The sequence below is a fragment of the Streptomyces kronopolitis genome (genome assembly GCF_014646275.1).
Classification (GTDB): Bacteria; Actinomycetota; Actinomycetes; order Streptomycetales; family Streptomycetaceae; genus Streptomyces; species Streptomyces kronopolitis.
In genome coordinates this window covers 49892-66857 of sequence record NZ_BMND01000024.1, presented here as the reverse complement: position 1 = coordinate 66857, position 16966 = coordinate 49892, and the positions used below count along the sequence as shown (strand labels likewise).

Sequence of the window (16966 nt, the reverse complement as noted above, 5' to 3'; positions counted from 1 at the left end):
CAGTCCGCCGCAAGAGTCCATGGTGGCGGGCCCCGCGGGCGGGCTAGAGCTTGCGGTCATGAGGACACCAACCAGACTGCGGGCGGCGGTCGTTGCCGCGCTGCTCGGACTCGCGCTGGCGGCCGCGGGGCCGGCGGGCAGCGTACGGGCCGACGGCCGGGCGCCCGAACGGACCGTCGGCGACATCACCGGTTTCGCGGCGGACGGGCCCGTCTACCGGCTGCACGCGGGCCGCGCCGAGGCGCGCGTCAGCTTCGTCACCCCGCGCACCTTCCGCCTCGAACTCGCCCCCGACGGCACCTTCTCCGACCCCACCGGCAAGGACATCGTGCTGCCCCAGGGCGCGCCGCCCGCCACCCACTGGCGGGACGCCGGCGACGCCTACGAACTCAGCACCTCCCAGGTCACCCTGCGGGCCTTCAAGGCGCCGCTGCGCTTCGAGCTGCGGCGCGCCGACGGCTCGCTGGTCTGGTCCGAGACGAAGGGGCTGAGCTGGGACGACAAGACCACCACCCAGACCCTCGCGCGCGGCGCCGACGAGCAGTTCTACGGCGCCGGCATGCAGAACGGCCGCGGCAACACCTCCCACCGCGGCCACACCACCGAGGTCGGGGTGGACTACCACTGGGACGACGGGGGACACCCCAACTCCGTCCCCTTCTACCTCTCCTCCGCCGGGTACGGCGTCTTCCGCAACACCTACGCGCCCAACACCTACGCCTTCGACGACCCGGTGACGACGAGCGCGCGCGAACGGCGCTTCGACGCCTACTACTTCGCCGGGCCGAGCGCCAAGGACGTCATCGGCCAGTACACCTCGCTGACCGGAAAGCCCTTCCTGCCGCCGCTGTACGGCCTGGAGATGGGGGACTCGGACTGCTATCTGCACAACGCGAACCGCGGTGAGCGGCACACCCTGGACGCCCTGAAGGTCGCCGACGGCTATAGGGACAACGACCTGCCCAACGGCTGGATGCTGGTCAACGACGGCTACGGCTGCGGCTATGAGCACCTCGCCGAGACCGCACAGGGCCTCGGCGCGCGGAAGATGACACTCGGGCTGTGGACCGAGGACGGCATCGCCAAACTCGCCGACCAGGTGAAGGCGGGCCAGCGGATCGCGAAACTCGATGTCGCCTGGGTCGGCGACGGCTACAAGTTCGCCCTGGACGGCTGCAAGGACGCCTACCGCGGCATCGAGGACAACAGCGACGCGCGGGGCTTCACCTGGGCCCCGGAGAGCTGGTCGGGCGCCCAGCGCTGCGGCGTCCAGTGGTCCGGCGACCAGAGCGGCAGCTGGGACTACATCCGCTGGCAGATCCCCACCTACGCCGGCGCCACCATGTCCGGACTGGCCTACACGACCGGCGACGTGGACGGCATCTTCGGCGGCAGCCCCAAGACGTATGCCCGCGACCTGCAGTGGAAGTCCTTCCTCCCGGCGATGATGACGATGGACGGCTGGGCGCCCGCCGACAAGCAGCCCTACCGCCAGGGCGAGCCCTACACCTCCATCAACCGGAGGTACCTGAAGCTCAAGGAGTCGCTGCTGCCCTACATGTATTCCCACGCGGCCCGGGCGACCCGCACCGGCGTCGGCCCGGTGCGTCCGCTGTGGCTCGAATACCCCGGTGACCCGAAAGCCGGCACCGACGCAGCGAAGTACGAGTTCCTCTCCGGGCGGGACTTCCTCGTCGCGCCCGTCTACCGGGACACCGACACCCGCGACGGGATCTATCTGCCCAAGGGCACCTGGACCGACTACTGGTCCGGCCGCACCTACCAGGGGCCGACGACCGTCAACGGCTACAGCGCCCCGCTGCACACCCTGCCGCTGTTCGTCCGGGCCGGTGCCGCCGTCCCCATGTGGCCGGGCATCCGCTCCTACCGGGACCGCACGGCGCACTCCCCGCTCGCCTGGGACATCTATCCGCAGGGCCGCTCCTCCTTCACGCTCTACGAGGACGACGGCGTCACCCGCGCGCACCGGCGGGGCCACAGCGCCACCCAGCGGGTGCGGGTGGCGGCGCCGCGCTCCGGCGGCGGCGACGTCCGGATCGAGGTGGGCGCCCTGCGCGGCGCCTACCACGGCAAGCAGACGGCCCGGCCCTACCGCTTCACCGTGCACACCGGCGACGCGCCCCGTGCCGTCGAACTCGGCGGCCGGCCGCTGCGGCAGCTGCGCTCCGCGCGGGCGTTCCGGGCGGCCGCCGAGGGGTGGCGCTACGACCCCGCGGACCGCGCGGGCGTCGTACAGATCAAGACCGCCACCCGCACCACCGGCCGTGCCTTCGCCCTGGCGCTGAAGGGCGCGAGCGCCGTGGGCGGCAGGACGCCGGGCGCCGCGGCCGTCGTCGACACCCCCGGCGGGCAGGAGGTGACCAAGGGCGCGCCGACGGCCGTGCGGACGGCCGTGACCGCCGGCACCCGGGACGCGCGGGATGTCTCGGTGACGCTGTCCGCCCCCGCGGGCTGGAGCGCCTCGGCGCCCGTGCACCGGCGGCGGATCGCGGCCGGCACCACCCGGCGGGAGACGCAGACGCTCACCGCGCCGCGGGACGCCGCCGGCGCGGATCCGGTCACCGTCACCGCGACCGTCCGCTACCGCGCGGCCGGGGCGTGGCGGACGGCGGTCCACCGGTTCGAGGTGCGGGCCGTGCCGCGGGCGCCCGCCGGGGACACCTGGGCGAGCGACCTGGAATGGCTGAGCGCCACCAACGGATACGGTCCGGCCGAACGCGACCGCAGCAACGGGGAGTCGGGCGCGGCGGACGGCGCCGCGCTCACCCTCGCCGGGAAGACCTACGCCAAGGGCATCGGGGCGCACGCCGACTCCGACCTGGAGTTCTTCACCGGCGGGCGCTGCACCTCGCTCACCGCGGAGGTGGGCATCGACGACGAGATCGCCGACTACGGCGAGGTCGCGTTCTCGGTGGAGGCGGACGGCGCGGTGCGGTGGACCTCACCGAAGCTGACCGGGGCCTCGGCGCCGGTCGCGGTGGACGTGCCGCTCGGCGGGGCCCGGCACGTGCGGCTGAAGGTGACCGACACCGACGGCAAGAAGTCCGGCGATCACGGCGACTGGGCGGGGGCGCGCTTCCACTGCGCGCGCTGAGCGCGCCGCGCCACGTACGCGGGGCGCCGGACCGGCATGGCGGCCGGTCCGGCGCCCCGGCGTGCGGGGTCAGTTCCCGCTGTCCTCGGGGCCGTCCTCCGGCCTCCCGGAGTCGGCGGCGTCCGCGCCGCCGGCCGGGGCCGCGCCGTCGGAGTCCGCGGCGCCCTTCTCGGGGCCCGCGTCCTGGGTGCCGGTGTCGTCGCCGGGGCGGTGCTCGCGGGGCTCCTTGGGCGCCGGACGGGGCGGGCGGGTGCGGCCGGCCGCGGGGTCGCGGTGGAAGGAGCTGTCGGTGAGCCCGCCCTCGGTCGCCACGCCGGGGCCGGTCTGCGGGTCCCGGCGGCGCAGATACCGCTCGAACTCGCGGGCGATGGCCTCGCCGGACGCCTCCGGGAGGTCCGCGGTGTCCCGCGCCTCCTCCAGGGACTGGACGTACTCGGCGACCTCGCTGTCCTCGGCGGCCAGCTGGTCCACGCCCAGCTGCCAGGCCCGGGCGTCCTCGCTCAGCTCGCCGAGCGGGATCCGCACGTCGAGGAGGTCCTCCAGGCGGTTGAGCAGGGCGAGGCTGGCCTTCGGGTTGGGCGGCTGCGACACATAGTGCGGCACCGCGGCCCACAGGCTCACCGCCGGGACGCCGGCATGGGTGCACGCCTCCTGGAGGATGCCGACGATGCCCGTCGGGCCCTCGTAGCGCGACTCCTCCAGATCCAGCCGGCCGGCGAGTTCCGCGTCGGAGGTGACGCCGCTGACCGGGACCGGGCGGGTGTGCGGGGTGTCGCCGAGCAGCGAGCCCAGCACCACCAGCATCTCCACCCCCAACTCATGGGCGAAACCGAGGATCTCGTTGCAGAACGAGCGCCAGCGCATGCTGGGCTCGATCCCGCGGACCAGGACGAGGTCCCGCTTGCGCCCCTTGCCGTCCGCGTCGCCGATACGGACGACGGAGAGCCGGGTCGTGGGCCACGTGATCTTGCGTACGCCGCCGTCCAGGAAGACGGTGGGGCGGTTCACCTGGAAGTCGTAGTAGTCCTCCGCGTCGAGCGCGGCGAAGACCTCGCCCTTCCACTCCCGGTCCAGATGCGCGACCGCGGCGGAGGCGGCGTCGCCGGCGTCGTTCCAGCCTTCGAACGCGGCCACCATGACCGGGTCGATCAGCTCGGGCACCCCCTCGAGCTCGATCACCCAGCGCCTCCTTCCGACCGGTCCGGCCGCCTGGGGCGGCCGCCGGCAGCAGTTCCATTGCGTGCGATCCCAACACTACGGCTTCTGTGGTGCCCCTCTGCAGCCCCTTTCCGGGAAGCGGTGGTGATTCATCCGACCTGTCCGGGCTTCTTCCCGCCCAACTCCCGTACGCGGGCGGGACTTCGCCTCGCGCGGAGGGCAATACATCGGAGGACCCGGAAAGGTCCGATGTTCTTCCCCACCCTCCCAGGGGGCATGCGCATGGCCGGTTCCGATACCCTCACCGCCCTCGAATGCCACGACATCCGCTTCCCCGCCTCGGACCGGCCCGACGGCTCGGACGCCATGCACCCGGACCCCGACCACTCCGCCGCCCACGTCGTGCTCCGCACCACCGGCGGCCCGCAGGGACACGGCCTCCGCTTCACCATAGGACGCGGCAACGAGGTCATGACCGCCGCGATCCGGTCGCTCGCGCCCCACCTCACCGGCCGCCCGCCGGGCATCCGCGCCACGCTGGAGGCGCCCCTGGAGCGGCTCGGGGTGGACGCGGTCGGCATCGTCCTCCTGCACGACGTCGAGGACCCTATGCGGGAGGTGTAGAGGACCTCTGCGCGAGGTGTATGAGACCGGCTTCCCGGCCCTGGCCGAGCTGCGCGCGCAGGGGAGGGTGCGGGCGATCGGCTTCGGCAACTCCGGCCTGCTGGCCGATCCGTCACCGGGCACGCCCTGCAACTACGCCTCGGCACCCGCCCTATTGCTGCACCGTGCCCGACAACTGGCCGCGACTCGCGCGGAGTTCGACGTCCCGTTCAAGGCGGCGGCGCTGCGCTTCCCGTTCGGGCACCCCGCCGTCGCCCCGGCGGTCGTCGGCGCGGCCACGGCCGGCGAGATGCCGAGAACGCCGCGCTGTGCGCCCGTCGGATCCCGGACGCGCTGTGGCATACGCTCGTCGCCCGCGGCCTGCTCGACCCCGATCTGCCGCTGCCCCTGCACGACCGAGCCCGCCCCGGAGCGCACCCCTGATGCGTATCGACGCCCATCACCACCTGTGGGACCTGAGCCGGCGCGGTCAGCCGTGGAGGGACGGGCCCTGGGCCGATCCGATCCGCCGCAGCTACCCGCTGTCCGACCTCACCCCGCATCTGACCGGGCACCGCATCGACGCCACAATCGTGGTCCAGTCCACGGCCTCCTCCGAGGAGACCGCCGAACTGCTCGCCCTAGCCGCGGGGGAGGGGCCGGTCGCCGGCGTCGTCGGCTGGGCGGACCTGTGCGACCCGGCGCTCGACGAGGTCCTCGCGGCGCTGCCCGCCGGTCTCGTGGGCGTCCGCCACCAGGTGCGGGACGAACCGGACCCCGACTGGCTCACCCGCCCCGGCGTCCTGCGCGGCCTGGGCACCCTGGCCGAGGCCGGACTCGTCTACGACCTGCTGGTCACCCCGCGGGAACTGCCCGCCGCGCACGCCGCCGTCCGCGCCCTGCCGCAGCTGTCCTTCGTCCTGGACCACGCCGCGAAACCGGCCGTGGCGAGGGGCGACTGGCAGCCGTGGGCGGCCGCGATCACCGCGCTGGCCGCCCTGCCGAACGTCAGCTGCAAGCTCTCCGGCCTGGTCACCGAGGCCGACTGGGAGGCCTGGCGGCCGCAGCAGATCCTGCCCTACGCCCGGCATGTGCTGGACGCCTTCGGCCCCGGCCGGGTGATGTTCGGCTCCGACTGGCCGGTGTGCACGCTGGCCGCCGGCTACGAGGATGTGGTCGCGCTCGCGGAGTCGGCCACCGGCCAGCTCACCGGGGCGGAGCGGGCGGCCGTCTTCGGCGGCACGGCCGGGCGGGTGTACGGCGTCGGGGCGTCATAGCGCCCGGGCGGCGGGAGCGCGGGACCTCACAGCGAGGAGCGCAGCCACTGCTCCACACTGGCGATGTGCACCGTGGCCCAGGCCCGCGCCGCCTCCGCGTCCCGGTCGCGCAGCGCACCGAGGATCGCCCGGTGCTCGGCGAGGATGCGCGCCACGGCGTCCTTCTGCGCCAGCCCCCGCCAGACCCGGGCCCGGGTGGTCGGCCCGGACAGCCCCTCCAGCAGGGAGCAGAGCACGGAGTTGCCGGTGGCCGCGACGATCCCGCGGTGGAACTCCAGATCGCCGGCGACCAGGTCCTCGACGGAGGGCGACGCGCCCAGCGCGTTCAACTGCGTCTCCAGGGCGTCCAGTTCCTCCTCCCGGATCCGTCCCGCCGCCATGGCCGTGGCGGCCGGTTCCAGGATCCGGCGGACGGCGAGGAACTCCAGCACCGTGTCGTCGCGGTGGAAGTCCACCACGAAGCTCATGGCCTCCAGCAGAAGCGTGGGGTCCAGGCTGGTGACGTACGTGCCGTCGCCCTGGCGCACGTCCAGGACGCGGATCAGGGAGAGCGCGCGCACCGCCTCCCGCAGGGAGTTGCGGGACAGGCCCAGCTCGGCCGCCAGCTCGCTCTCCTTCGGCAGCCGGTCGCCCGGCCGCAGCGCGCCGGAGACGATCATGCCCTTGATCTTCTCGATGGCCTCGTCGGTGACCGCCATGCCGACCTCCCCGCCCGGATCCGGTCCGGATCTCGCCCTCCGGACGCCCGGCTCAGACCTCCGATGTCTGAGCCCAGTATGGCCGGTGCGGCCGGGAGACCCCTAGGGGCGGACACGGGAAATGACGAGGGGGCGGCCCTGTGGACCGCCCCCTCGTCAGAGGCCGTGCGTCACCGTGACGCACCGTCGGCTGCCGGCACCGCCGGCGCCCGGGCTCAGCCTTCCAGCATGTCCTTGACCTTGGTCCGGACGTCCTCCGTGTCCAGGCCGCGGATCGTCAGGGTGGTGCGGCGGCGCAGCACGTCGTCGACCGTCTCGGCCCACTCGTGGTCGCGGGCGTAGGCGACCTGCGCCCAGATCTCCGGCGCGTCGGGGTGGATGCGCTCGGCCAGCGCCGGGTTCTCGTTCGCCAGCCGGGCGATGTCGAAGGACAGCGAACCGTAGTGGGTGGCGAGGTGCCGGGCGGTCTCCGGGGCCATCCGCGGGCCGGGCGTGCCGCCGTCGATGAGCAGCCGGTGCGCCACCGCGTTCGGGTTGGCGATACCGGGCAGCGGGAGCTTCTTCGGCAGGTGCGCGATCGGCTCCATGTCCTCGGCCAGCGGGTGGCCGGGCAGCGCCGCGAGCTTGTTCATGACCGTGCGGCCGATGTGCCGGAAGGTCGTCCACTTGCCGCCGGCCACCGACAGCATGCCGCCGCTGCCCTCGGTCACGACCGTCTCGCGCTTGGCCTTGGAGGTGTCGCCGGGGCCGCCGGGCAGCACCCGCAGACCCGCGAACGAGTACGTGATCAGATCGCGCGACAGCTGCTGGTCGCGGACGGAGAAGGCCGCCTCGTCCAGGATCTGGGCGGTGTCCTTCTCGGTGACCGCGACATCCGCCGGGTCGCCCTCGAACTCCTCGTCCGTGGTGCCCAGCAGCAGCATGTCCTCCCAGGGGAGGGCGAAGGTGATGCGGTACTTGTCGATCGGGGTGGCCAGCGCGGCCTTCCAGGGGGCGGTGCGCTTGAGGACCAGGTGCGCGCCCTTCGACAGCCGGATGGAGGGGGCCGCGTTCGCGTCCTCCATCTTGCGCAGGTGGTCCACCCACGGGCCGGTGGCGTTGAGGACCAGGCGGGCGTTGACGCCGAACTCCTCGCCCTCCATGCGGTCCTTGAGCTCCGCGCCGGTGACCCGGCCCTGGGTGAAGCGCAGCCCGGTGACCTCGGCGTGGTTGAGGACCGTGGCGCCGGCCGCGACCGCCGCGCGGACGGTCATCAGGGCCATCCGGGAGTCGTTCATCTGGTCGTCGCCGTACACGGCCACGGCCTTGAGGTTGTCCGTCCGCAGCTCGGGCACGTCGCGCTGCGCCTTGGCCGGGGATATGACGTGGCCGACGCCGTCGCCGAACGCGGACAGCGCCGAGTAGGCGAAGACGCCCGCGCCCAGCTTGGCCGCGCCGTGCGGGCCGCCCTTGTAGACGGGCAGGTAGAAGGTCAGGGGGTTGGCGAGGTGCGGTGCCACCTGGCGGGACACCGCACGACGCTCGAAGTGGTTCTCCGCCACCAGCTTGACCGCGCCGGTCTGCAGGTAGCGCAGACCGCCGTGGAGCAGCTTGGAGGAGGCGGAGGAGGTGGCGCCGGCGAAGTCACCGGCGTCCACCAGGGCAACCCGCAGTCCGGCCTGAGCGGCGTGCCAGGCGGTGGAGATGCCCAGGATGCCGCCGCCGATCACCAGGAGGTCGTACGTCGCCTTGGAAAGCTGCTCCCGAGTCTCGGCGCGGCTCGCGTGCGAACCGGTGGCCGGGTGCGTCCCGAGTGCCGGGGCGCTCTGCAGGGTGCTCATTTTTACTCCTCGACAGTGCTGTCATCGAGCCAGCCCATGGACCGTTCCACAGCCTTGAGCCAGCTCTTGTACTCGCGGTCACGGGTGGCCGCATCCATGCGGGGGGTCCACTCGGCGGCCCGGCGCCAGTTGGCGCGCAGTTCGTCGGTGCTGGACCAGAAGCCGACGGCCAGTCCGGCCGCGTAGGCGGCGCCGAGGCAGGTCGTCTCGGCGACCATCGGGCGCACCACGGGCGCGTCCAGGAAGTCCGAGATGGTCTGCATCAGCAGGTTGTTGGAGGTCATGCCGCCGTCGACCTTGAGCGCGGTCAGCTCGACGCCGGAGTCCTTGGTCATGGCATCGGTGATCTCGCGGGTCTGCCAGGCGGTGGCCTCGAGCACGGCGCGCGCGATGTGCGCCTTGGTGACGTAGCGGGTCAGGCCCGCGATGACGCCGCGCGCGTCCGAGCGCCAGTAGGGGGCGAACAGGCCGGAGAAGGCCGGCACGAAGTACGCGCCGCCGTTGTCCTCGACCGTGCTGGCCAGGGTCTCGATCTCGGCCGCGCTGTTGATCAGGCCCATCTGGTCGCGCATCCACTGGACGAGCGAGCCGGTGACGGCGATGGAGCCTTCCAGGGCGTAGACCGGCTGCTGGTCGCCGATGCGGTAGCCGACGGTGGTCAGCAGCCCGTTGTAGGAGTTGACCGGCTCGTGGCCGGTGTTCATCAGCATGAAGGTGCCGGTGCCGTACGTGGACTTGGCCTCGCCCTGCTCGAAGCAGGTCTGGCCGAACAGCGCGGCCTGCTGGTCGCCGAGCGCCGAGGCGACCGGGACGCCGGCCAGCACGCCGCCGACGGTGTGGCCGTAGACCTCGGCGGAGGACTTGATCTCCGGCAGCACGGCGGCCGGGATGTCCATCGAGGCGAGGATCTTCTCGTCCCAGCGCAGGCCGTGCAGGTTCATCAGCAGGGTGCGCGAGGCGTTGGTGACGTCGGTGACGTGCACACCGCCGTCGACGCCGCCGGTGAGGTTCCAGATGACCCAGGAGTCCATCGTGCCGAAGAGGATGTCGCCGCGCTCGGCGCGCTCGCGCAGGCCCTCGACGTTGTCGAGCAGCCAGCGGATCTTCGGGCCGGCGAAGTACGAGGCCAGCGGCAGGCCGGTCTCGCGGCGGAAGCGGTCCTGGCCGACGTTGCGGCCCAGCTCCTTGCAGAGCGCGTCGGTGCGGGTGTCCTGCCAGACGATGGCGTTGTGGACCGGCTCACCGGTGGTGCGGTCCCACATTACGGTGGTCTCGCGCTGGTTGGTGATGCCGATGGCCTTGACGTCGGCGGCGCTCAGCCCGGCCTTGTGGACCGCGCTGTCGACGACCTGCTGGACGTTGGTCCAGATCTCGGTGGCGTCGTGCTCGACCCAGCCCGGCTTCGGGAAGATCTGCTCGTGCTCCTTCTGGTCGACCGAGACGATCCGGCCGTCCTTGTCGAAGACGATGCAGCGGCTGGACGTGGTGCCCTGGTCGATGGCCGCGATGAACGGGCCGTGCCCGTGGGAGGAAGCGCCGTGCCCGTGGGAGGCGGTGCTGGGGTTCTCGCTCATGGTGTGTGCTCCAAGAAGTCTGTGCGGGCGGTCGGGGCGGTCAGGCGGCTCAGGCGAACGCCACCTGGTAGATGCCTCCGGCGATGGCGCCGCCGATCAGCGGGCCGACGACCGGGATCCAGGCGTAGCCCCAGTCTGAACCGCCCTTGTTCGGCAGCGGCAGCAACGCGTGCACGATGCGCGGACCGAGGTCGCGGACCGGGTTGATGGCGTACCCGGTCGGGCCGCCCAGCGACAGACCGATGCCGGTGACGACCAGCGCGACCAGCAGCGTGCCGATGACGCCGACGCCCTTGCCGTTGTCGCTCAGACCGAGCGTCAGGATCGAGAGCACCAGCACGACGGTGGCGATGATCTCGGTGGCCAGGTTCTGCACGGCGTTGCGGATCTCCGGGCCGGTGGAGAAGATGCCCAGCACCGGGCCGGCCTGCGGCGCGGTGGCCTGGTCGACCAGGCCTTCGTGGCCGGTGTGATCGGCCAGCACCTCGGGGTCGGTCAGATGTGCACGGAACTGCCCGTAGTACACGATCCACACCAGCACGGCGCCGATCATGGCGCCGAGCATCTCGCCGCCGAAGTACACCGGCACCTGGCTCCACTGGATCGCGCCCTTGATGGCGAGTCCGATGGTGACCGCGGGGTTGAGGTGGGCGCCGGACTTCGCGGCGATGTAGGCACCAGTGAGGACGGCGAAGCCCCACCCGAAGGCGATGGCGACCCATCCGGCGTTGAACGCCTTGGAGCGCTTGAATGTGACGGCGGCGCAGACGCCACCGCCGAGCAAGATCAGAACAGCGGTACCGATGGTCTCGCTGATGAAGATGTCGGAGCTGGACACCCGCGACTCCTTTGTCCTTCGTCCAGGGGAAGGCGGACCCCGGGTCCCGTCCGGTGGTCCGCGCCCTCCTAGAGGGCGGTGGTCGGCCCGCGGCAATGCCCCACCATAGCGAATATTGCCGTTAGGTGTTCGACAATGCCGACCGACGAACGGCAGTTTTGTTCACCGTCAGAACCCCGTCAAGGGTTCCGTGGCCAAAAACTTAGGTGAACTTATGGGGCGAATCCGGTCAGAATCGCCCTGCACCAAGATCCCGGGACACCGCGCGTGCGCAATCCCTCACAGCAGCGACGATTTCCGGCCGCAGTTCGCCGTCCTGGCAGACCCGTTCGACCGCCCCTGTGATCCCCACCGCACCCACCGGCATCCGCCGCCGGTCGTGGATCGGCGCGGCCACCGAGGCCACGCCCTCCCAGGTCTCCTCCACGTCCGCCGCCCAGCCGCGCGCCCGGGTCAGGCCCATCAGCCCCTCGAAGTCCCCCAGGCCGGTCACCGTGCGCGGGGTGAACGCCGCCCGCTCCGCCTCGACGACCTCGCTGTGCGCGACCGGGTCGTACGCGGAGAGCACCTTGCCCAGCGCGGTGCTGTGCAGCGGCTGCATCGCGCCCACCTCCAGCACCTGCCGGCTGTCGTCCGGCCGGAAGACGTGGTGGACGACCAGCACGCCCTGCTGGTGCAGCACGCCCAGGTAGACCGCCTCGCCGCTGGAGCGGGCCAGGTCGTCGGTCCACACCAGGGCGCGGGCGCGCAGCTCGTGCACGTCCAGGTAGCTGTTGCCCAGCCGCAGCAGCTCCGCGCCCAGCTGGTAGCGGCCGGAGGCGGCGTCCTGCTCGACGAAGCCCTCCTGCTGGAGCGTGCGCAGGATGCCGTGGGCCGTGCCCTTGGCCAGTCCCAGCGAGGAGGAGATGTCGGAGAGACCCAGCCGCCGTTCCCCTCCTGCGAGCAGCCGCAGCATCGCTGCGGCGCGCTCCAGCGACTGGATGGTGCGTGCCATCGGGCAACCTCCGAAGTGAGCGGTTCGACAATGCTGAACGATATCGGTCCATGCCGACTGGAGTCAGCGAACTGACGCGACTCGGTGGAGAAGCTGGAGTCTGCCAACGATCACGCCCGGTGCCCGCAGTGGGGTGGCGCAGTGCTGTCCAGGGCGTGGAACGGGGAACACGTGTACCGGACCGGCAGCTAGGCTGGCCGGGTGCGCTCTCTGGAGGAGGGTGCAAAGCCGACAGCCGTCGCAACCACGGGAGCATCTCCATGGCCTCGAACACGCCATCGCCCATCAGCAGCACCCGCGTCGAATCCTTCCGCGAGGCCCTCGCCTCACGGGTGGTCGTCGCGGACGGCGCGATGGGCACCATGCTGCAGGCGCAGGACCCGACCATGGAGGACTTCCAGCAGCTGGAGGGCTGCAACGAGATCCTCAACATCACCCGGCCGGACATCGTGCGGTCGGTGCACGAGGAGTACTTCGCGGTCGGCGTCGACTGCGTCGAGACCAACACCTTCGGCGCGAACTTCGCCGCGCTGGCCGAGTACGACATTCCCGAGCGGGTCTTCGAGCTGTCCGAGTCCGGCGCCCGGCTGGCCCGCGAGGTGGCGGACGAGTTCACCGCCTCCACCGGCCAGCAGCGCTACGTCCTGGGCTCGATGGGCCCGGGCACCAAGCTGCCGACCCTGGGCCACGCCCCCTACGTGACACTGCGCGACGCCTACCAGCAGAACGCGGAGGGCATGATCGCCGGCGGCGCTGACGCGCTGCTGGTGGAGACCACGCAGGACCTGCTGCAGACCAAGGCCGCCGTGCTCGGCGCCCGCCGCGCCCTGAAGGCCACCGGCAGCAACCTCCCGGTGATCTGCTCGGTGACCGTCGAGACCACCGGCACCATGCTGCTGGGCTCGGAGATCGGGGCGGCGCTGACGGCGCTGGAGCCGCTGGGCATCGACATGATCGGCCTGAACTGCGCCACCGGCCCCGCCGAGATGAGCGAGCACCTGCGCTACCTCGCCCGCCACTCGCGCATCCCGCTGGCGTGCATGCCGAACGCGGGCCTGCCCGTGCTGGGCAAGAACGGCGCGCACTATCCCCTGACGGCCGGTGAGCTGGCCGACGCCCAGGAGACCTTCGTCGCCGAGTACGGCCTCTCGCTGGTCGGCGGCTGCTGCGGGACGACGCCGGAGCATCTGCGGCAGGTCGTCGAGCGGGTGCGCGGCATCGCCCCGCCCGCGCGTGCGCCGCGCCCCGAGCCGGGCGCCGCCTCCCTCTACCAGACGGTGCCCTTCCGCCAGGACACCTCGTACCTGGCGATCGGCGAGCGGACCAACGCCAACGGCTCGAAGAAGTTCCGCGAGGCGATGCTGGAAGCCCGCTGGGACGACTGCGTCGAGATGGCCCGCGACCAGATCCGCGAGGGCGCGCACATGCTCGACCTGTGCGTCGACTACGTGGGCCGGGACGGCGTCGCGGACATGGAGGAGCTGGCCGGCCGGTTCGCCACCGCCTCCACCCTCCCGATCGTGCTGGACTCCACGGAACTCGACGTCCTCCAGGCCGGGTTGGAGAAGCTCGGCGGCCGCGCGGTCCTCAACTCCGTCAACTACGAGGACGGCGACGGACCTGAGTCGCGCTTCGCGAAGGTCACCGCACTGGCCGCCGAGCACGGCGCGGCGCTGATCGCGCTGACCATCGACGAGGAGGGCCAGGCCCGCACCGTCGAGCACAAGGTCGCCATCGCCGAGCGGCTGATCGAGGACCTGACCGGCAACTGGGGCATCCACGAGTCGGACATCCTCATCGACTGCCTGACGTTCACCATCTGTACCGGCCAGGAGGAGTCCCGCGGCGACGGCATCGCCACCATCGAGGCGATCCGCGAGCTGAAGAAGCGCCACCCCGACGTGCAGACCACGCTGGGCCTGTCCAACATCTCCTTCGGCCTCAACCCGGCCGCCCGGATCGTGCTGAACTCCGTCTTCCTCGACGAGTGCGTCAAGGCCGGTCTGGACTCCGCGATCGTGCACGCCTCGAAGATCCTGCCGATCGCGCGGCTGGAGGAGGAGCAGGTCCAGGCCGCCCTCGACCTCGTCTACGACCGGCGCCGCCCCGCCCAGGGCGACGAGCCGGCCTACGACCCGCTGCAGAAGCTGATGGAGCTGTTCGAGGGCGCGACGGCCAAGTCGCTGAAGGCCGGCAAGGCCGAGGAACTGGCCGCCCTGCCGCTGGACGAGCGCCTCCAGCGCCGCATCATCGACGGCGAGAAGAACGGCCTGGAGGCCGACCTCGACACCGCCCTGGAGGAGCGCCCCGCGCTGGACATCGTCAACGAGACGCTGCTGGAGGGCATGAAGGTCGTCGGCGAGCTGTTCGGCTCCGGCCAGATGCAGCTGCCGTTCGTGCTCCAGTCGGCCGAGGTGATGAAGAGCGCGGTGGCGCATCTGGAGCCGCACATGGAGAAGTCCGACGACGAGGGCAAGGGCACCATCGTGCTGGCCACCGTCCGCGGCGATGTGCACGACATCGGCAAGAACCTCGTCGACATCATCCTCTCCAACAACGGCTACAACGTGGTCAACCTCGGCATCAAGCAGCCGGTCTCGGCGATCCTGGAGGCCGCCGAGGAGCACCGCGCCGATGTCATCGGGATGTCCGGCCTGCTGGTGAAGTCCACGGTGATCATGAAGGAGAACCTGGAGGAGCTCAACCAGCGCAAGATGGCCGCCGACTTCCCCGTCATCCTCGGCGGCGCCGCCCTCACCCGCGCCTATGTCGAGCAGGACCTCCACGAGATCTACGAGGGCGAGGTCCGCTACGCCCGCGACGCGTTCGAGGGCCTGCGCCTGATGGACGCCCTGATCGCCGTCAAGCGCGGAGTGCCCGGCGCCACTCTCCCCGAACTCAAGCAGCGCCGGGTGCCCAAGCGGGACACCGCGGTGCCGGAGATCGAGGAGCCCGAGGGCGCGGTGCGCTCCGACGTCGCCCTCGACAACCCGATCCCCGAGCCGCCGTTCTGGGGGACCCGGGTGGTCAAGGGCATCCAGCTCGCCGACTACGCGTCCTGGCTGGACGAGGGCGCGCTGTTCAAGGGCCAGTGGGGCCTCAAGCAGGCCCGCACCGGCGACGGCCCGACGTACGAGGAGCTGGTCGAGACCGAGGGCCGGCCGCGGCTGCGGGGCTGGCTGGACAAGCTGCAGACCGAGAACCTCCTCGAAGCCGCCGTCGTCCACGGCTACTTCCCCTGCCACTCCAAGGGCGACGACCTGATCCTGCTGAACGAGGACGGCACCGAGCGCACCCGCTTCACCTTCCCCCGCCAGCGCCGCGGCCGCCGGCTGTGCCTGGCCGACTACTTCCGCCCGGAGGAGTCCGGCGAGACGGACGTCGTGGGGCTCCAGGTCGTCACCGTCGGATCGAGGATCGGCGCCGCCACCGCCGAACTCTTCGAGGCCAACTCCTACCGCGACTACCTCGAACTGCACGGCCTGTCGGTCCAGCTGGCCGAGGCGCTCGCCGAGTACTGGCACGCCCGGGTCCGCGCGGAACTGGGCTTCGCGGGCGAGGACCCGGCCGACGTCGAGGACATGTTCGCGCTCAAGTACCGCGGCGCCCGCTTCTCGCTGGGCTACGGCGCCTGCCCCGACCTGGAGGACCGCGCGAAGATCGCGGACCTGCTGCGGCCGGAGCGGATCGGCGTCGAGCTCTCCGAGGAGTTCCAGCTCCACCCCGAGCAGTCCACCGACGCCATCGTGATCCACCACCCGGAGGCCAAGTACTTCAACGCGCGGTAGCCGGCCGGGCACGGAGGCGGTCCGGGCTGCCGTACGGCGCACCGGCGCCGCGTGCCCGGGCCGCGGCCGTCCCCGGAGTGCTGTGACCAGGCACACCGCGCATTCCGGAGCGGGCCGTCGTACACTTGTCGGTCCGGTAGTGGCCGGTCGTTCCCCTCACCGGGGTGGACGGCCGGCCCTTTCGTCCCTTCGGGGACGTGGCAACGGAGGTGGATGGATGACCAGCAGCATCCCCGCAGTCGGCACCCGAACGGCCGAAGCCGCGACCCTCCAGGCCGTCTTCCTCGATCTGGACGGGACCCTCGTCGACACGGAGGGTTTCTGGTGGGAGGCGGAGGCGGAAGTCTTCGCCGAACTCGGGCACATCCTCGACGACGCCCACCGCGAGGTCGTGGTCGGCGGTCCGATGACCCGCAGCGCCGGCTACCTCCTCCAGGTCACCGGCGTCGACCTCAGCCTGACCGAGCTGAGCGTGCTGCTCAACGCCGCTTTCCTGGCCCGGATCGGCCGCGGCGTCCCGCTGATGCCGGGTGCCCGCCGGCTGCTGGCCGAACTCGCCGCCCACGACGTGCCCACCGCGCTGGTCTCCGCCTCGCACCGCGCCATCGTCGACCAGATGCTGCGCTCCCTGGGCCCGGAGAACTTCCGGCTGACCCTGGCGGGCGACGACCTGCCGCGCACCAAGCCGCACCCGGACCCGTATCTGACCGCCGCCGCGCGGCTGGGCGTGGACCCGGCGCGCTGCGCGGTCATCGAGGACACCATGACCGGCGTGGCCGCAGGTGAGGCGGCCGGCTGCCCGGTCGTCGCGGTGCCGTCGGTGGCGCCGGTGCCCCCGGCCGCCGGCCGCACGATCGTGCCGTCGCTGGAAGAAGTGGATCTCCCATTTCTCCGGACGCTCATCACGGAAAGCCGCCGGACCGTGCACTGAGCGTGTCCCGGAGAAAGCCCCCGGGAACCGAGGGGAACGGCCCGCTCATTTTCCGTGACGAATGCGCTGATCGAATTGCGGCAGCACCGCGGAACCATGAATGCGTGACGTTTCTCACGCGCCAGCCCGTCGACAGCGGGGCCATCTGGTGCTCCAGGGGGCTTCTCGGG

The 16966-nt window shown here is 71.9% G+C and carries 10 protein-coding genes and 1 pseudogene; 5 read left to right on the top strand and 6 right to left on the bottom strand.

Annotated elements, in window-relative coordinates; genetic code table 11:
* Positions 1–58 precede the first annotated feature (58 nt).
* Positions 59–3115, top strand: a complete 3057-nt coding sequence (locus IEY78_RS23715) for an NPCBM/NEW2 domain-containing protein (protein ID WP_189101431.1) — start codon at positions 59–61, stop codon at positions 3113–3115.
* A 69-nt stretch (positions 3116–3184) separates the two neighbouring features.
* Here the strand turns inward: IEY78_RS23715 and IEY78_RS23710 are convergent, their stop codons facing one another.
* Positions 3185–4294 carry a PAC2 family protein gene (locus IEY78_RS23710; protein ID WP_189101429.1) on the bottom strand — a complete coding sequence of 370 codons (1110 nt, stop codon included), beginning with the start codon at positions 4292–4294 and terminating at the stop codon, positions 3185–3187.
* Positions 4295–4555: 261 nt separating this feature from the next.
* On the opposite strand from IEY78_RS23710, the pseudogene IEY78_RS23705 reads away from it, so the two are divergent.
* Positions 4556–4792, top strand: a pseudogene (locus IEY78_RS23705) (fuconate dehydratase); the annotation flags it as partial.
* Positions 4793–5319: 527 nt separating this feature from the next.
* Positions 5320–6153, top strand: a complete 834-nt coding sequence (locus tag IEY78_RS23695) for an amidohydrolase family protein (protein WP_189101427.1) — start codon at positions 5320–5322, stop codon at positions 6151–6153.
* A 26-nt stretch (positions 6154–6179) separates the two neighbouring features.
* Here the strand turns inward: IEY78_RS23695 and IEY78_RS23690 are convergent, their stop codons facing one another.
* The 5 genes from IEY78_RS23690 to IEY78_RS23670 all read right to left on the bottom strand — a co-directional run bounded on the left by IEY78_RS23690 (position 6180) and on the right by IEY78_RS23670 (position 12077).
* Positions 6180–6851 carry a FadR/GntR family transcriptional regulator gene (locus tag IEY78_RS23690; protein ID WP_189101425.1) on the bottom strand — a complete coding sequence of 224 codons (672 nt, stop codon included), beginning with the start codon at positions 6849–6851 and terminating at the stop codon, positions 6180–6182.
* Between the two features lie 215 nt (positions 6852–7066).
* On the bottom strand, positions 7067–8671 hold the full coding sequence (locus tag IEY78_RS23685; RefSeq protein ID WP_189101423.1) for a glycerol-3-phosphate dehydrogenase/oxidase: 1605 nt from the start codon (positions 8669–8671) through the stop codon (positions 7067–7069).
* Between the two features lie 2 nt (positions 8672–8673).
* The gene (glpK, locus tag IEY78_RS23680) at positions 8674–10245 is read right to left on the bottom strand and encodes a glycerol kinase GlpK (RefSeq protein ID WP_189101421.1); all 1572 of its coding nucleotides are present in this window, start codon (positions 10243–10245) and stop codon (positions 8674–8676) included.
* A 49-nt stretch (positions 10246–10294) separates the two neighbouring features.
* The gene (locus IEY78_RS23675; RefSeq protein ID WP_189101419.1) at positions 10295–11083 is read right to left on the bottom strand and encodes an MIP/aquaporin family protein; all 789 of its coding nucleotides are present in this window, start codon (positions 11081–11083) and stop codon (positions 10295–10297) included.
* Positions 11084–11312: 229 nt separating this feature from the next.
* Entirely contained in the window at positions 11313–12077 is a 765-nt protein-coding gene (locus tag IEY78_RS23670; protein WP_189101417.1) for an IclR family transcriptional regulator, read from the bottom strand.
* A 260-nt stretch (positions 12078–12337) separates the two neighbouring features.
* On the opposite strand from IEY78_RS23670, the gene metH reads away from it, so the two are divergent.
* Together metH and IEY78_RS23660 are read left to right on the top strand one after the other, a co-directional pair.
* Entirely contained in the window at positions 12338–15865 is a 3528-nt protein-coding gene (gene metH / locus IEY78_RS23665) for a methionine synthase (RefSeq protein WP_189101416.1), read from the top strand.
* Between the two features lie 217 nt (positions 15866–16082).
* Entirely contained in the window at positions 16083–16796 is a 714-nt protein-coding gene (locus tag IEY78_RS23660) for an HAD family hydrolase (protein WP_189101415.1), read from the top strand.
* Positions 16797–16966: the final 170 nt, after the last annotated feature.